Here is a 13,535-nt window from a genome sequence, read left to right on the forward strand (position 1 = left end):
CCATCGCCCCCCCCTCGGGTTCGGGTGTCTGTTCATCCCACCAATTATCTGCTCACCCCCCCCCCCCTCTTTATCTTATTTTCGCCCTAAATTCGACCGCCGAAGTTCGGAGTCAAATTTCGCGCGAAATTCGAATCACCCACTCCCGGCGGGAGCCGACGACGTTTCGCCCGAGGTCGTCGGCTGCTCCGGGGTGGGGGTGGGCGTTACTGGGTCCAGGGGATTTGGGGGCTTCGGTAGTAGTCCTGGTCTGCGGCCTGCCAGCGCGGGCCTTGGGCGGCCAGGCGGTTCTTGAACGACTCCCAGTTCAGGGCGTGCTTCGGGGACCAGCCGAGTTCGGCGATGGCGGGTAGGCGCGGGAACGCCATGAACTCGATGTGCTGCGAGGTCTCCAGCGTCTCGCTGAACATCGGAGCCTCCACGCCGAGCACCGATTCCTCCGGCACCCCCTGCAGGTAGCTGCCCGGGTCCCAGCCGTAGGCGTCGGCGACCTCGATGAACCCGGCCCACTGCAGGCCCAGCGGCGTGTTCTCGTCGTACTTCATGTCCAGGTAGGACTTGTTCGCCGGCGAGGCCAGGACCTTGTTGCCGCGCGCCACGGCTTCGTTCAGCAGCGGATCGCCGTTCGTGGTGCCCCAGAACTGCAGCACCGCGTCGCCCTGCGGGGCGGCCTTGCCGTACTCGTGCCAGCCGAGCGGCTTCTTGCCGTACTTCTCCACCAGCGGCAGCACCTTCGACATGAAGGCCACGTAGTCCTCGTCGGTGGTGGAGTGCGCCTCGTCGCCGCCGATGTGCAGGTACGGGCCGGGGGTCAGCGCCGCCACCTCGCGGATGACGTCCTCGACGAACCGGTAGGTGATGTCCTTGTTGACGCACAGCGAGCTGAACCCGACGTCGATGCCGGTGTAGGGCGGCGGGGCCACGCCGTCGCAGTTGAGCTCGGCGTAGGACGACAGCGCGGCGTTGGTGTGGCCCGGCATGTCGATCTCGGGGATGACCGTCATGTGCCGGGACGCGGCGTAGTTGACGATCTCGGTGTAGTCCTGCTGCGTGTAGAACCCGCCCGGCGTGCCGCCGACCTCGGTCTGCGCGCCGAACTCGGTCAGCCGGGGCCAGCTGTTGATCTGGAGCCGCCAGCCCTGGTCGTCGGTCAGGTGCAGGTGCAGCTTGTTGACCTTGTACTTGGCGACCTGGTCGATGTAGCGCTTGACCATGTCGACGGTGAAGAAGTGCCGCGCCGGGTCCAGCTGCGCGGACCGGTGCCCGAACCGCGGCTTGTCGGTGATCTCGCCGCCGGGCATCGTCCACGGACCGGGCTGCGCGGTCGGGCTCTCGATGCCCGCGGGCAGCAGCTGGCGCAGCGTCTGCACGCCGTTGAACAGGCCGTCGGCGCTGGTCGCGTGCACCCGCACCGCGTCGTCGGCGACCTGCAGGCGGTAGCCCTCCGGGCCCAGCGCGGGATCTCCGTCCAGCACCAGTGCGATGTCGCCGGTTCCGGGCAGCGCGGGGTTGACCGGCACGGGGAAGCCGGTCGAGGGCCGCAGCACGCCCGCCAGGTACTCGCCGACCCCGGCCGCCTCGCCTGGCGCCAGGATCGCGGTCTGCTCGGAGAGCTCGAAGTCGGCCGCCGGGTTCGGCGTCACCGACTCCGGCGCGGGCACGATGTTGTCCATCGCGGAGGCCGCGGGGGCGGGATCACCGCCGGCCGGAACCGCGGTTCCGGCGGCCAGCAGAGCTCCGGCGACGACGGCCAGTCCGGCCTTCGCCGCCCTCGATCGAGGTCGTGCGCTCATCGTTGAAGGCTCCATTCTCGGGGGAACGGTGCCAACAAAGGTATAGACCAAAACGGAAGCCGGAAGCCTCCGAACGGACGTATCGGACTGGTCGCCGTCGAGGGCTGCCGGCAGCAGCTCAGCCGGCGATGCCGTCCGCGAGCCGCTCGGCGACGTTTCGGGGTTCGCGTCCGAGGAGTTCGGACAGGAGCGGATCGGCGGCAGCGAAGTGGCCGGCGCGGGCGGCCTGGTACCAGGTGAGCATGAAATCGGCCACCTCCGGCGGCATGCCGCTCGCGACCTGGTCGGCGATCCACTGCTCGTCGTCCACGACGACGCGCTCGACGGTGCGGCCGATGAGGCGGGAGGCGGTCTCGGCGAGATCGTCGAAGGTGACGGCGGTCGAGGCGCTGAGGGTGACCGGGCCATCGTGGTGGTGGCCGGCGGCCAAGACGACCGCGGTGCCTTCGGCCACGTCGGCGCGGTCGGTGTAGGGAACGGGGCCGTCGGCCGGCTGCGCGATCTTCCCGGTCCGCGACCACGGGCCGAGCACCTCGTCGAGCGGACCGTAGGCGGCGTTGCGCAGCGAGGTCCAGGCGATGCCGGAGTCGGCGAGCATCGCCTCCGTGGCGACGTGGATCTGCGACGGCGGGTACGGGTTGCCGGGGGTGGCGGCGTGCTGGCTCGTGTAGATCAACCGCTGGACGCCGGCTGCCGCGGCGGCCTCGATCGCGTTGCCGTGCAGGCCGACGATGTCGGCGGTCGGGTCGTTGCCGGACACCAGCAGCACCTGCTCGGCGCCCTCGAACGATTCGCGCAACGCGGCCGGATCCTCGTAGGAGCCCTGTCGCACGCGCACTCCGCGGTCGGCGAGGTGGCGAGCTCTGCCGACGTCGCGGACGCTGACGCCGATCCGCTCGGCGGGCACGCGTTGGAGGAGATGCTCGACGGTGGCGCCGCCCAGCCCGCCGGTCGCACCGGTGACAACGATCATGGTCGCGCCCTTCCGCTCATAAGTTGACCTCAGGGGTCAGCTTTGTCCTGCGCCGCCACAGTAGGTAAGCTGACTGGGGTAGTCAACTTATGGCGCGGAGAAGGGCGGTGCAGGAATGAGCGGTGGAGCACCTGCGGAACCGCGCCTGCGCGCCGACGCCAAGCGCAACGCCGACCAGATCCGGCACGCCGCGATCGACGCCTTCCGCGGGCGGGGCCTCACCGTGCCGCTGGAGGAGGTCGCCAAAGCGGCGGGGGTGAGCAAGGCGACGATCTTCAACCGGTTCGGCGGACGGATCGGCCTCATCGACACCGTCATCGAAGAGGTCGTCGCGGTCGAGCTGCACGGCATCATCGACCGCACCCGCGCCATCGGCGATCCCTGGGAGCGGTTCGCGCACTACGTCACCGCGATCCGCGACCTGCAGTACCGCCAACCCGCCGCCAACGACGCGATGCTGCAGGTCTACCCCGATGCGCAGAGCCTGTTGGAGATCTGCCGGGTCGCCGGCGAGATCAACGAGGAGCTCATCGAGGTGAGCCGCGCTGCGGGCGCGCTGCGCGCCGAGTTCTCCGCGGACGACCTCCACGCGCTCCTGCACGACAACGCGCTCGCCCTCAAGCACGGAACCCGCCCCCGCCGGGAGGACTACGACCGCCGCACCACCTTCCTCCTCGACGGGATCCGCGGGCGGGAGGGATCCCGACGGGCCTAGGAGCTGTTTAGGGTTTGCTTTGCGTAGCGGTGCCAGTGGAAGAACCTGAGCGGTTCCGTGGACTCCGTGCGCCACTCCTGATGTATGCCAATACACGGCGTCGCGGCGTACTCGCCACGAAACCGCTCAGAACCTGCGGCGGTGCGAGCTGAGTCCCACACCTGAAGCAACGGCTCCGCCGCATCCCTAAACAGCACTTAGCCGTCCCCGCGCAGCGACGGGCGCAGCTGATCGAGAACCGACGGGTCCTCGATCGTCGACGGCACGACGGTGTCGCCGCGATCGGCGATCTCGCGCATCGACTTGCGCAGGACCTTGCCCGAGCGGGTCTTGGGCAGACCGTCGACCACCGCGACGTCGCGGAACGCCGCCACCGGGCCGATCTGCTCGCGCACCGCCGTCACCAGCTCCTCGCGCAGCGTCTCGGCCGAGATGTCCACACCGGACTTGAGCACCACGAAACCGCGCGGCACCTGGCCTTTGAGCTTGTCGTGCACGCCGATCACCGCGCACTCGGCCACCGCCGGGTGCGCCGCCAGCACCGCTTCCATCGACCCGGTCGACAACCGGTGACCGGCCACGTTGATCACGTCGTCGGTGCGGCCCATGACGAACACGTAGCCGTCGGCGTCGACGTAGCCGTTGTCGCCGGTGAGGTAGTAGCCCTCGTAGCGCGACAGGTAGGACTCGCGGAACCGCTCGTCGTCGCCCCACAGCGTCGGCAGCGTGCCCGGCGGCAGCGGGAGATTCAGGCAGATCGCCCCGTCGGTCTCCGGCGGCAGCGGAGCACCCGCCTGATCCAGCACCGCGATCTCGTAACCCGGCACCGGAACCGTCGGCGAACCCGCCTTGACCGGCATCGGCTCCAACCCGCGCAGGTTCGCGCAGATCGGCCATCCCGTCTCGGTCTGCCACCAGTGGTCGATCACCGGCACGCCCAGCTGCCCGGCCGCCCAGTGGTAGGTCTCCGGGTCCAGCCGCTCACCGGCAAGGAACAGCGTTTCGAGGCTGGAGGTGTCGTGCTCGGCGAGCAGCCGGCCGTCCGGGTCGACGCGCTTGATCGCCCGCAGCGCCGTCGGCGCGGTGAACAGCGCCTTGACCCGGTGCTGGGCGATGACCCGCCAGAACGCGCCCGCGTCCGGGGTGCCCACCGGCTTGCCCTCGTAGACCACCGTCGTCGCCCCGGTCAGCAGCGGCGCGTAGACGATGTAGGAGTGGCCGACGACCCAGCCCACGTCCGAGGCGGTCCAGAAGACCTCGCCGGGGGAGATGTCGTAGATGTTGGCCATCGACCAGCGCAGCGCGACCGCGTGCCCGCCGTTGTCGCGCACCACGCCCTTGGGCTTGCCCGTGGTGCCGGAGGTGTAGAGGACGTAGAGCGGATCGGTGGCGGCCACCGGCACGCACTCCGCCGGTTCGGCGCCCTCGACCGCCTCCTGCCAGTCGATGTCGCGAGGGCCCAGCTCGGCGCGCGCCTGATCGCGCTGGAGCACGATCACCTTCCCGGGCTGGTGCTCCGCCTGCCGCAGCGCCTCGTCCACGATCGGCTTGTACTCCACGACCCGGTTGGGCTCCAGCCCGCAGGAGGCCGCCACGATCACGCTCGGCCTGGCGTCGTCGATGCGCGCGGCCAACTCCTTGGGCGCGAAGCCGCCGAAGACCACCGAGTGCACCGCACCGATCCGCGCGCACGCCAGCATCGCGATCGCCGCCTCGGGGATCATCGGCAGGTACAGCACCACCCGATCGCCCGCGGCCACGCCCTGCGCGCGCAGGGCTCCGGCGAACAGCGCGACCCGGTCGAGCAGCTCGCGGTAGGTCCAGGTCTGCACGACGCCGGTCATCGCCGAGTCCCAGATCAGCGCGGGCTGCTCACCCCGCCCGTCGCGGACGTGCCGGTCCAGCGCGTTGAAGCACGTGTTGAGCTCGCCGTCGGGGAACCAGCGGTACATCGGCGCGGCTGAATCGTCCAGCGCCCGCGTCGGCTCGCGGTCCCACTCGATCGCCCGCGCCGCGTCGAGCCAGAAGCCCTCGCGGTCGTCCAGGCTCCGCCGGTAGTTCTCCGCGTACTCACCCATCGCTGCGACTACCTCCTGCGTCCGCTGTGACACCGCCTGTGTAGTACCTCAGATCAGATCTCGGCGCCAGGGGCCCGCGCGGCCGTTCGGCCGAAACGCGTTCGTCACGAGCGAAACACCGGTGTTCGGACGAACGGGGGAACGGAATTCGGTCGCGCTCACATCTGATGCGATTCGGCGACGCCGCCGCGCCGCTGGGCGCTGCGGGTGCGTTTCCGGCGCGCCAGTGCGGCTCGCAGGCCGCACAATCGGCGACGAGCCGATGGCCGGGCTAACACCGAGGTGTCCCGCGCCGACAAATGAATCGGAGGTGCTACGAACTTATGAGCACGATGGAACCGGCAGAGCCTCCCGGGGCCACAGCGACCGTCGACGAGCCGAACGACCTGCCGACCGCGCCGTGCAGCGTGGTCTGGAGCGGCGGCCACTCCTACGTCCGAGAGGGAACCGCGGGCGCCCGCTGGGCGGGCGTGGACGATCGCGGCAGAGCCCGGTTCCTCACCGATGCCGAGTTGCACCGCCGGGGCTGGAGCCGCACTCGCGGGTGAATCCGCGGCGGTTCTTCCGGAGCCGCAGGCTGTCCCGCCTCCGGCTGGCCGCCAAGTGGGTTGCGCTGCCCATATGAGACCCTGATCGGGTAAGGATGCACAGGTGTGCACCCGTTGCGGGGCAGTGCGCACAACCATTCAGGGGAGGCTCGTGGTGCAGGACGCCGAGCGCACCACGGAAAACACCACGAGCGGGCCGCGGGCTGGAGCGGGGAAGGACCACCCGGGGCCGGGTGATCCCGGCCTGGACCGGATCCGCGAGGTCGCCCGCGACGTGTGGGCGGATCCCTGGTGGACGCTGCCCAACCTGCTCAGCGTGATCCGCCTGGCCGGCGTGCCGGTCTTCCTCTGGCTGCTGCTCGGCCCGCAGGCCGACCTGCTCGCGCTGCTGGTCCTGGTGATCAGCGGCGCCACCGACTGGCTCGACGGCAAGCTCGCCCGCTGGCTCAACCAGTACAGCCGCATCGGCGAGCTGCTCGACCCCGCTGCCGACCGCCTCTACATCGTCGCGACCCTGATCGCCTTCGTGCTGCGCGACGTCATCCCGTGGTGGGTGGCGGTCGCCCTGGTCGGCCGCGACGTCGTGCTCACCCTGTGCCTGCCGGTGCTGCGCTGGCACGGCTACGAACCGCCCGAGGTGCACTACCTGGGCAAGGCCGCCACGTTCTGCCTGATGTACGCGTTCCCGCTGCTGCTGCTGGTGCAGGACGACTTCACCGGATCCGACGTGGTCCGGCCCATCGCCTACGCCTTCACCGCCTGGGGCGGGGCGCTGTACCTGTGGGCCGGCATCCTCTACCTCGGGCAGGTCGCCGCCGCCGTGCGCGGGGCCAGAGCCCGCGCCTGATCCCGGCTGCGCGTCGTCTTGCGGCCCTAGGTGGCCGGTGAATACGCTCGCCGCGCCGATCACTCGGCACGTTGCAACAGCGGACGAAAGGCGGGACCACCGTGGCGGCCCCGGAGATCAAGTACACCGAAGAGCACGAATGGGTCCAGCGCATCAGCGAGGACACCGTGCGCATCGGCATCACCGACTACGCCCAGCAGCAGCTGGGCGACGTGGTGTTCGTCCAGCTCCCCGAGGTGGGGCAGCAGATCGCCGCCGGGGAGTCGATGGGCGAGGTGGAGTCGACCAAGAGCGTCTCCGACATCTACGCCCCGGTCACCGGTGAGATCACCGCCGGCAACGCCGCGCTGGAGGACCAACCGGAGCTGGTCAACTCGGACGCAACGGGGGAGGGCTGGATGGTGGAGATCCGGCTCGCCGACCCGGAGCAGCTGGCCGGTCTGCTCGACGCCGATGGTTACCAGAAGCTGATCGACCAGGCATGATCGTCCTGCCGGGAGGCATCCGTGGGACGATGACGGGAGTCGCTCGTTCCGAGGCTGTCCAGGCACGGTACGTTGGGCGCATACTTGGCACGATCTATCCGCGTAGAGGAGAGCTCAGGTGAGCCAAAACAGCGGCTTCGGCGACGTTCCGCCGGAGCAGTCACCGGAGACCACCTCGGTCTTCAGGCCCTTCCTCTCGGAGCCGGAAAGCACCGAGAGCGCGGCCCCGGAGCCTGCCCCCGCATCCGGGGTCGATGCGCTGCCGGCGGGTTCCGCCCTGCTGGTGGTCAAGCGCGGCCCCAACGCGGGTTCGCGGTTCCTGCTGGATCGGGAGACCACCAGCGCCGGCCGGCACCCGGACAGCGACATCTTCCTCGATGACGTGACGGTGTCCCGGCGGCACGCCGAGTTCCGCCGCGAGGGCAACGACTTCGTGGTGGTCGACGTGGGCAGCCTCAACGGCACCTACGTGAACCGGGAGCCGGTGGACACCTCGGTGCTCGCCAACGGCGACGAGGTCCAGATCGGGAAGTTCCGCCTGGTCTTCCTGACCGGGCCGATCGATGGGGGCCAGGGCGGCCGCTGAGGCCGTCGAACAGGGCTTTTCAACCCGTCAGCGGGGCGGCGCCACGAGGCGTCGCCCCGCTGACGCATGAGGCAGCTGCGCGGCCCGCGCGCGGATCTCGTCCCTCCTCGCCGGGAATTTCCCGGCGCCACAAGCGGTTTTGACAGCGCAGCAGGGCAGTTCCGGCGGGTTCGACCGGGCTCTGCGCGGTGTATCGTGCTGGGTATTGCTCAACGACGAGCTCGCCAGCGGTCCGGGCCGCGAGCCCCGACTACAACGACCGCGACGGTGGTGGTCCGCCGGGACCGCCGATGGAAGGGCGTGTCCGCCGTATCGCGGGTAGCGTCGGAGGCGTCGGTGCGGGACCCTCGACGGGGATGTCACGCTTCGGCGCGCTGGAGGAGGCGATGTGACGATGAGCAGCGAGATGCGCGTCGTCGGCGTGCGAGTTGAACTACCAGCCAACCAGCCGATCCTGCTGTTGCGCGAGGCTCAGGGTGAGCGCTACCTGCCGATCTGGATCGGATCGGTCGAAGCGACGGCCATCGCCCTGGAGCAGCAGGGCGTGCGGCCCCAGCGGCCGCTCACGCACGACCTGCTCAAGGACGTCATCGGAGCCCTGGGCCGCGACCTGGAGCAGGTGCGGATCACCGACCTGCAGGAGGGCACCTTCTTCGCCGAGCTGGTGTTCGACGGTGATGTGCGGGTTTCCGCGCGGCCGAGCGACTCGGTGGCGCTGGCGCTGCGCATCGGAGTTCCGATCCACGCCGACGAGTCGGTCCTCGACGAGGCCGGGCTGATCATTCCGGACGAGCAGGAGGACGAGGTGGAGAAGTTCCGCGAGTTCCTCGACTCCGTCTCCCCGGAGGACTTCCGCGGTGCCGACACCTGAGGACCGACGCTTCGGGTTCTAGTCCGAACAGACCACACCGGCCCCCGGGTTGCACCAGCAGCCCGGGGGCCGGGTTCTTGCGCCGGCCAACGAGAGCGCGCGCGGCCCGCGCGTCGCGTTGACCCGCCTGCTCAGCGGGCATACCTTCGGACTTACGCGAATTGCCCCGGTGTGATTCAGCCGGTGTACGGCTTCGCGGCCCTGGACCGCAAACGGTCCGGGCGCTGGTGATCGTCGTCGTCGGCTTCGGGCCGGACGAGGGGAGGCAGGCGTGGTGGAGGAAGCAGCGACCTCGGATGCTGCGGAGCAGGGTGAGCTGTTCCCCGACGCCTCTGCCCCGGACGAACTGGTCGGTTACCGCGGGCCGGCGGCCTGCCAGATCGCGGGCATCACCTACCGGCAGCTCGACTACTGGGCGCGCACCAAGCTGGTCGGGCCGTCCATCCGCGGTGCTGCCGGATCGGGCTCGCAGCGGTTGTACTCGTTCAAGGACATCCTGGTGCTCAAGGTCGTCAAGCGTCTGCTGGACACCGGGGTATCGCTGCACAACATCCGAGTCGCGGTGGAGCACCTTCGCAAGCGCGGCGTTCAGGACCTGGCGAAGCTGACGTTGTTCAGCGACGGCACCACGGTCTACGAGTGCACCTCCGCGGAGGAGGTGGTCGATCTGCTGCAGGGCGGGCAGGGAGTGTTCGGCATCGCGGTCAGCGGTGCGATGCGCGAGATCAGCGGGACCATCCACGAGTTCCCGGCCGAGCGCGCCGACGGTGGCGAGAACATCGAGTCGGCGATCAACGACGAGCTCGCGGCTCGCCGCCGTGACCGCCAAGCGGAGACCGGCTGAACCACCGGTGCCCGCCATCTGTGCGGTAGGCGACATTGATGGTCTGATAGACGCTGTTGATCGGGTACTCTGAGCGCCATCGCCGACCCCGTGCGGGAGAGTCCGGTCCTGACCAGGACCGGCGCCGAAGGAGCAACTCTCCCCGACAACCTCTCAGGCCACCTGGACCGCACGGGCGAGATACCTCTGGAAAGCGGGCACACCTACTGGTGGGCCCCGCCGACGGTGCAAGCCCGGTCCGCCGGGTGAAGCTCTCAGGCGTTCGCTTCGCGAACGGGGACAGAGGGGGAGAGCAGCATCCGCTGCCGCCCTTTGTTCGCCGCGATGATTGAGGTTTTGGCGATGACCGACGCGACGCACGACCGCATCCCTCTGGCCGCGCTGGAGCACGGCAGGCCGTTCGCTGACCGCCACGTCGGCCCGATGCCCGCCGAGCTGGCCCGCATGCTCGACGTCATCGGCGTCGGCTCCCTGGAAGAACTGGGGCAGAAGGCCGTCCCGGACACCATCCGCGAGGGCGACCTGCAGCTGTCGCTGCCGGAACCGGCCACCGAGACCGAGGCGCTGGCGGAGCTGCGCGACCTCGCCGGTCGCTGCACCCCGCACACCGAGATGATCGGCCTGGGCTACTACGGCACGGTCACCCCACCGGTGATCCTGCGCAACGTGCTGGAGAGCCCTGCCTGGTACACCGCCTACACGCCCTACCAGCCGGAGATCTCGCAGGGCCGGCTGGAGGCGCTGCTGAACTTCCAGACGATGGTCGCCGACCTGACCGGCGTGCCCGTCTCCAACTCCTCGATGCTCGACGAGGCCACCGCCGCGGCCGAGGGCATGACCCTGGTGCGCCGCGCGGGCAAGTCCAAGTCGCCGCGCTTCCTGGTCGACGCCGACACGCTGCCGCAGACCATCGCGGTCATCGAGACCCGCGCCGAACCGCTGGGCATCGAGGTCGTGGTCGCCGACCTGACCTCCGGTGAGCTGCCCGAGGGCGAGTTCTTCGGCGCGTTGCTGTCCTACCCGGGCGCCTCCGGCGCGGTGCGCGACCAGGAGGCCCTGATCGCCGCGCTCCACGAGCGGGGCGCGAAGGTCGTGGTGGCCACCGACCTGCTGGCGCTGACGCTGCTGCGCGCGCCCGGCGAGATCGGTGCCGACGTCGTCGTGGGGAGCACCCAGCGCTTCGGCGTGCCGATGGGCTTCGGCGGTCCGCACGCCGGGTTCATGGCCGTGGCCAAGGGCCTGGAGCGGCAGCTGCCGGGCCGCCTGGTGGGCGTGAGCGTCGACGTCGAGGGCAACCAGGCGTACCGGCTCGCGCTGCAGACCCGCGAGCAGCACATCCGCCGTGAGAAGGCCACCAGCAACATCTGCACCGCGCAGGTGCTGCTGGCCGTGGTTGCCTCGATGTACGCGGTCTACCACGGTCCGGACGGGCTCAAGGCGATCGCGACCCGCGCGCACCGGATGGCCGGTGTGCTCGCCGAGCAGCTGCGCCGCGGTGGTGTCGAGGTCGTGCACGGCGAGTTCTTCGACACCGTGGTCGCCAAGGTCCCCGGCAAGGCCGACGAGGTCCTGGCGGCCGCGCGCCGCGGCGGGGTGAACCTGCGCCGCGTGGACTCCGACCACGTGGGCATCAGCTGCGACGAGACCACCACCCGCGCCCACCTGGCCGCGGTGTGGGAGGCCTTCGGCGTGACCGCCGGTGACGTCGAACAGCTCGACGTCGAGACCGAGGACGCGCTGCCGGTCGCGCTGGCCCGCACCTCGGAGTACCTGACGCACCCGGTGTTCCACACGCACCGCTCCGAGACCTCGCTGCTGCGCTACCTGCGGCAGCTGTCGGACAAGGACATCGCGCTTGACCGCAGCATGATCCCGCTGGGCTCGTGCACGATGAAGCTCAACGCGACCGCGGAGATGGAGCCGATCACCTGGCCGGAGTTCTCCTCGCTGCACCCCTTCGCGCCCGCGCAGGACGCCGAGGGCCTTCTCAAGGTGGTCTCCGACCTGCAGGAATGGCTCGCCGAGGTGACCGGCTACGACGCGGTGAGCCTGCAGCCCAACGCGGGCAGCCAGGGCGAGTTCGCGGGCCTGCTGGCCATCCGCGCCTACCACCACAGCCGTGGTGAGGCCGAGCGCGAGGTGTGCCTGATCCCGGCGAGCGCGCACGGCACCAACGCCGCCAGCGCCGTGATGGCCGGGATGCGGGTGGTCGTGGTCCGCTGCGATGAGCAGGGCAACATCGAGATGGACCACCTGCGCGAGCTCGTCGGCGAGCACGCCCAGGACCTCGCCGCGATCATGATCACCTACCCGTCCACCCACGGCGTCTACGAGGACACCGTGCGCGAGGTCTGCGGGCTGGTGCACGACGCGGGCGGCCAGGTCTACGTCGACGGCGCGAACCTCAACGCGCTGATCGGCCTGGCCCGTATGGGCAAGTTCGGCTCCGACGTCTCGCACCTGAACCTGCACAAGACCTTCTGCATCCCGCACGGCGGTGGCGGTCCGGGCGTCGGCCCGATCGGCGTCCGCGAGCACCTGTCGCCGTTCCTGCCCAACCACCCGCTGCAGCCCGCCGCCGGTCCGGCCACCGGTGTCGGCCCGATCAGCGCCGCCCCGTGGGGCAGCGCCTCGATCCTGCCGATCTCGTGGGCCTACGTGCGGATGATGGGCGCCGACGGCCTGCGCCGCGCGACCCTGACCGCCGTGGCCGCCGCCAACTACGTGGCGCGGCGGCTGAGCGAGTACTTCCCGGTGCTCTACACGGGTGCGGGCGGCCTCGTCGCCCACGAGTGCATCCTGGACCTGCGGCAGATCAGCAAGACCAGCGGCATCACCGTCGACGACGTCGCCAAGCGCCTCGCCGACTACGGCATCCACGCGCCGACGATGTCGTTCCCGGTCGCGGGCACGCTGATGGTCGAGCCGACCGAGAGCGAGAACCTCGCCGAGCTGGACCGCTTCTGCGAGGCGATGATCGCCATCCGCGCCGAGATCGACAAGGTCGTCGCAGGTCAGTGGCCCGCCGACGACAACCCGCTGGTCGGTGCCCCGCACACGGCGGCCAGCCTCGCCAAGGAGTGGGACCACGCCTACTCCCGCGAGGAGGCGGCCTATCCCATGGGCACGGACGCGATCAAGGTGTTCCCGCCGGTCCGGCGCATCGACGGCGCCAAGGGCGACCGCAACCTGGTCTGCTCCTGCCCACCGTTGGCGGCGTACCAGAGCTGAGTCGGCGGGTCGGTTTGCGCGTCCGGTCGCGACGATGACACGGTGGCCCCTTCAACCGACCGGCTCCGAGAGGAGTTGAGCACCATGCTCACCATCAGTGAGAGCGCCGTCGAGGTCATCAAGCTCGTCCTCGTCGGCGGCGACTCTCCGGCCAGCTCGGGCTTGCGCATCGCGCCGGCCGGGCAGGGGCTGCAGGCGTCGATCGCCGAGGAACCCCAGGAGGGCGACGAGGTGATCGAGGAGAACGGCGTCCGGATCTTCCTGGAGAAGGAGGTCTCGGAGCTCTTGGGCGACAAGACCCTGGATGCCGAGAAGGACAGCAACGGCGAACTGGCGCTGGCCGTGCGGGACTGACCTCAGAGGTTCGTTCCGCGTCGCCGTTCGGCCTGGCGTCGCGGCGTCCTGCCCAGACGACGTCTGAGGGCCCGCGGCGGCGCGGGTTGCGAGGGCGGCCCTCGCGGCTACGCCGCTCGCACAACCTCAGAACGCGCTCTTGAGCCGTCGGGCCCCCGGGGGGGCGGCGGGGGGGGGGGGTTTGTGTGGGGGGTTGTGAGATCCGGAGTA

12 protein-coding genes and 1 riboswitch are annotated in these 13,535 nt (G+C 70.2%); of the genes, 9 read left to right on the forward strand and 3 right to left on the reverse strand.

From position 1 onward, the window contains the following. Nucleotides 1-206: 206 nt before the first annotated feature. Together AB0J91_RS32445 and AB0J91_RS32450 are read right to left on the reverse strand one after the other, a co-directional pair. Nucleotides 207-1,793 carry a beta-N-acetylhexosaminidase gene (locus tag AB0J91_RS32445; RefSeq protein WP_363876724.1) on the reverse strand — a complete coding sequence of 529 codons (1,587 nt, stop codon included), beginning with the start codon at nt 1,791-1,793 and terminating at the stop codon, nt 207-209. 118 nt (nt 1,794-1,911) lie between these two features. Beyond that, a complete protein-coding gene (locus tag AB0J91_RS32450; protein WP_363876727.1) occupies nt 1,912-2,766 on the reverse strand; it encodes an NAD(P)H-binding protein in 855 nt (284 codons plus the stop codon). A gap of 115 nt (nt 2,767-2,881) precedes the next feature. Between AB0J91_RS32450 and AB0J91_RS32455 the strand changes: the two genes are divergently transcribed. Next, a complete protein-coding gene (locus AB0J91_RS32455; protein ID WP_363876730.1) occupies nt 2,882-3,481 on the forward strand; it encodes a TetR/AcrR family transcriptional regulator in 600 nt (199 codons plus the stop codon). A gap of 197 nt (nt 3,482-3,678) precedes the next feature. Here AB0J91_RS32455 and AB0J91_RS32460 read toward each other — a convergent pair whose 3' ends face one another. Next, a complete protein-coding gene (locus AB0J91_RS32460; protein ID WP_363876733.1) occupies nt 3,679-5,592 on the reverse strand; it encodes a propionyl-CoA synthetase in 1,914 nt (637 codons plus the stop codon). Nucleotides 5,593-5,891: 299 nt separating this feature from the next. Between AB0J91_RS32460 and AB0J91_RS32465 the strand changes: the two genes are divergently transcribed. The 8 genes from AB0J91_RS32465 (at nt 5,892) to AB0J91_RS32500 (ending at nt 13,325) form a co-directional block, all read left to right on the forward strand. Further along, nucleotides 5,892-6,107 (forward strand): hypothetical protein, encoded by a 216-nt coding sequence (locus AB0J91_RS32465; protein WP_363876741.1) that lies wholly within the window; start codon nt 5,892-5,894, stop codon nt 6,105-6,107. A 253-nt stretch (nt 6,108-6,360) separates the two neighbouring features. Then, nucleotides 6,361-6,954 (forward strand): CDP-alcohol phosphatidyltransferase family protein, encoded by a 594-nt coding sequence (locus AB0J91_RS32470; protein ID WP_363876744.1) that lies wholly within the window; start codon nt 6,361-6,363, stop codon nt 6,952-6,954. A 101-nt stretch (nt 6,955-7,055) separates the two neighbouring features. Beyond that, nucleotides 7,056-7,439, forward strand: a complete 384-nt coding sequence (gene gcvH, locus AB0J91_RS32475; protein ID WP_363876736.1) for a glycine cleavage system protein GcvH — start codon at nt 7,056-7,058, stop codon at nt 7,437-7,439. A 118-nt stretch (nt 7,440-7,557) separates the two neighbouring features. Beyond that, nucleotides 7,558-8,025 (forward strand): glycogen accumulation regulator GarA, encoded by a 468-nt coding sequence (gene garA / locus AB0J91_RS32480; RefSeq protein ID WP_132673653.1) that lies wholly within the window; start codon nt 7,558-7,560, stop codon nt 8,023-8,025. Between the two features lie 394 nt (nt 8,026-8,419). Then, nucleotides 8,420-8,896, forward strand: coding sequence for a bifunctional nuclease family protein (locus AB0J91_RS32485; protein WP_132626999.1), 477 nt, complete (start codon nt 8,420-8,422; stop codon nt 8,894-8,896). A gap of 271 nt (nt 8,897-9,167) precedes the next feature. Further along, nucleotides 9,168-9,740, forward strand: coding sequence for a MerR family transcriptional regulator (locus AB0J91_RS32490; protein WP_132673654.1), 573 nt, complete (start codon nt 9,168-9,170; stop codon nt 9,738-9,740). 83 nt (nt 9,741-9,823) lie between these two features. Next, a riboswitch (glycine riboswitch) is annotated at nt 9,824-9,920 on the forward strand. A gap of 162 nt (nt 9,921-10,082) precedes the next feature. Beyond that, on the forward strand, nt 10,083-12,971 hold the full coding sequence (gene gcvP, locus AB0J91_RS32495; RefSeq protein ID WP_363876739.1) for an aminomethyl-transferring glycine dehydrogenase: 2,889 nt from the start codon (nt 10,083-10,085) through the stop codon (nt 12,969-12,971). Nucleotides 12,972-13,055: 84 nt separating this feature from the next. Further along, nucleotides 13,056-13,325, forward strand: a complete 270-nt coding sequence (locus AB0J91_RS32500; protein ID WP_125089038.1) for a HesB/YadR/YfhF-family protein — start codon at nt 13,056-13,058, stop codon at nt 13,323-13,325. Nucleotides 13,326-13,535: the final 210 nt, after the last annotated feature.

The organism is Saccharopolyspora sp. NPDC049357, assembly GCF_040677225.1.
Taxonomy (GTDB): Bacteria; Actinomycetota; Actinomycetes; order Mycobacteriales; family Pseudonocardiaceae; genus Saccharopolyspora.

What these genes read in the sequence shown, in the direction of transcription:
- AB0J91_RS32445 (WP_363876724.1), bottom strand. Translation starts at nt 1,793, where the DNA reads ATGAGCGCACGACCTCGATCGAGGGCGGCGAAGGCCGGACTGGCCGTC.
- AB0J91_RS32500 (WP_125089038.1), top strand. Translation starts at nt 13,056, where the DNA reads ATGCTCACCATCAGTGAGAGCGCCGTCGAGGTCATCAAGCTCGTCCTC.
- gcvP (WP_363876739.1), top strand. Translation starts at nt 10,083, where the DNA reads ATGACCGACGCGACGCACGACCGCATCCCTCTGGCCGCGCTGGAGCAC.
- AB0J91_RS32465 (WP_363876741.1), top strand. Translation starts at nt 5,892, where the DNA reads ATGGAACCGGCAGAGCCTCCCGGGGCCACAGCGACCGTCGACGAGCCG.
- AB0J91_RS32450 (WP_363876727.1), bottom strand. Translation starts at nt 2,766, where the DNA reads ATGATCGTTGTCACCGGTGCGACCGGCGGGCTGGGCGGCGCCACCGTC.
- AB0J91_RS32455 (WP_363876730.1), top strand. Translation starts at nt 2,882, where the DNA reads ATGAGCGGTGGAGCACCTGCGGAACCGCGCCTGCGCGCCGACGCCAAG.
- AB0J91_RS32485 (WP_132626999.1), top strand. Translation starts at nt 8,420, where the DNA reads ATGAGCAGCGAGATGCGCGTCGTCGGCGTGCGAGTTGAACTACCAGCC.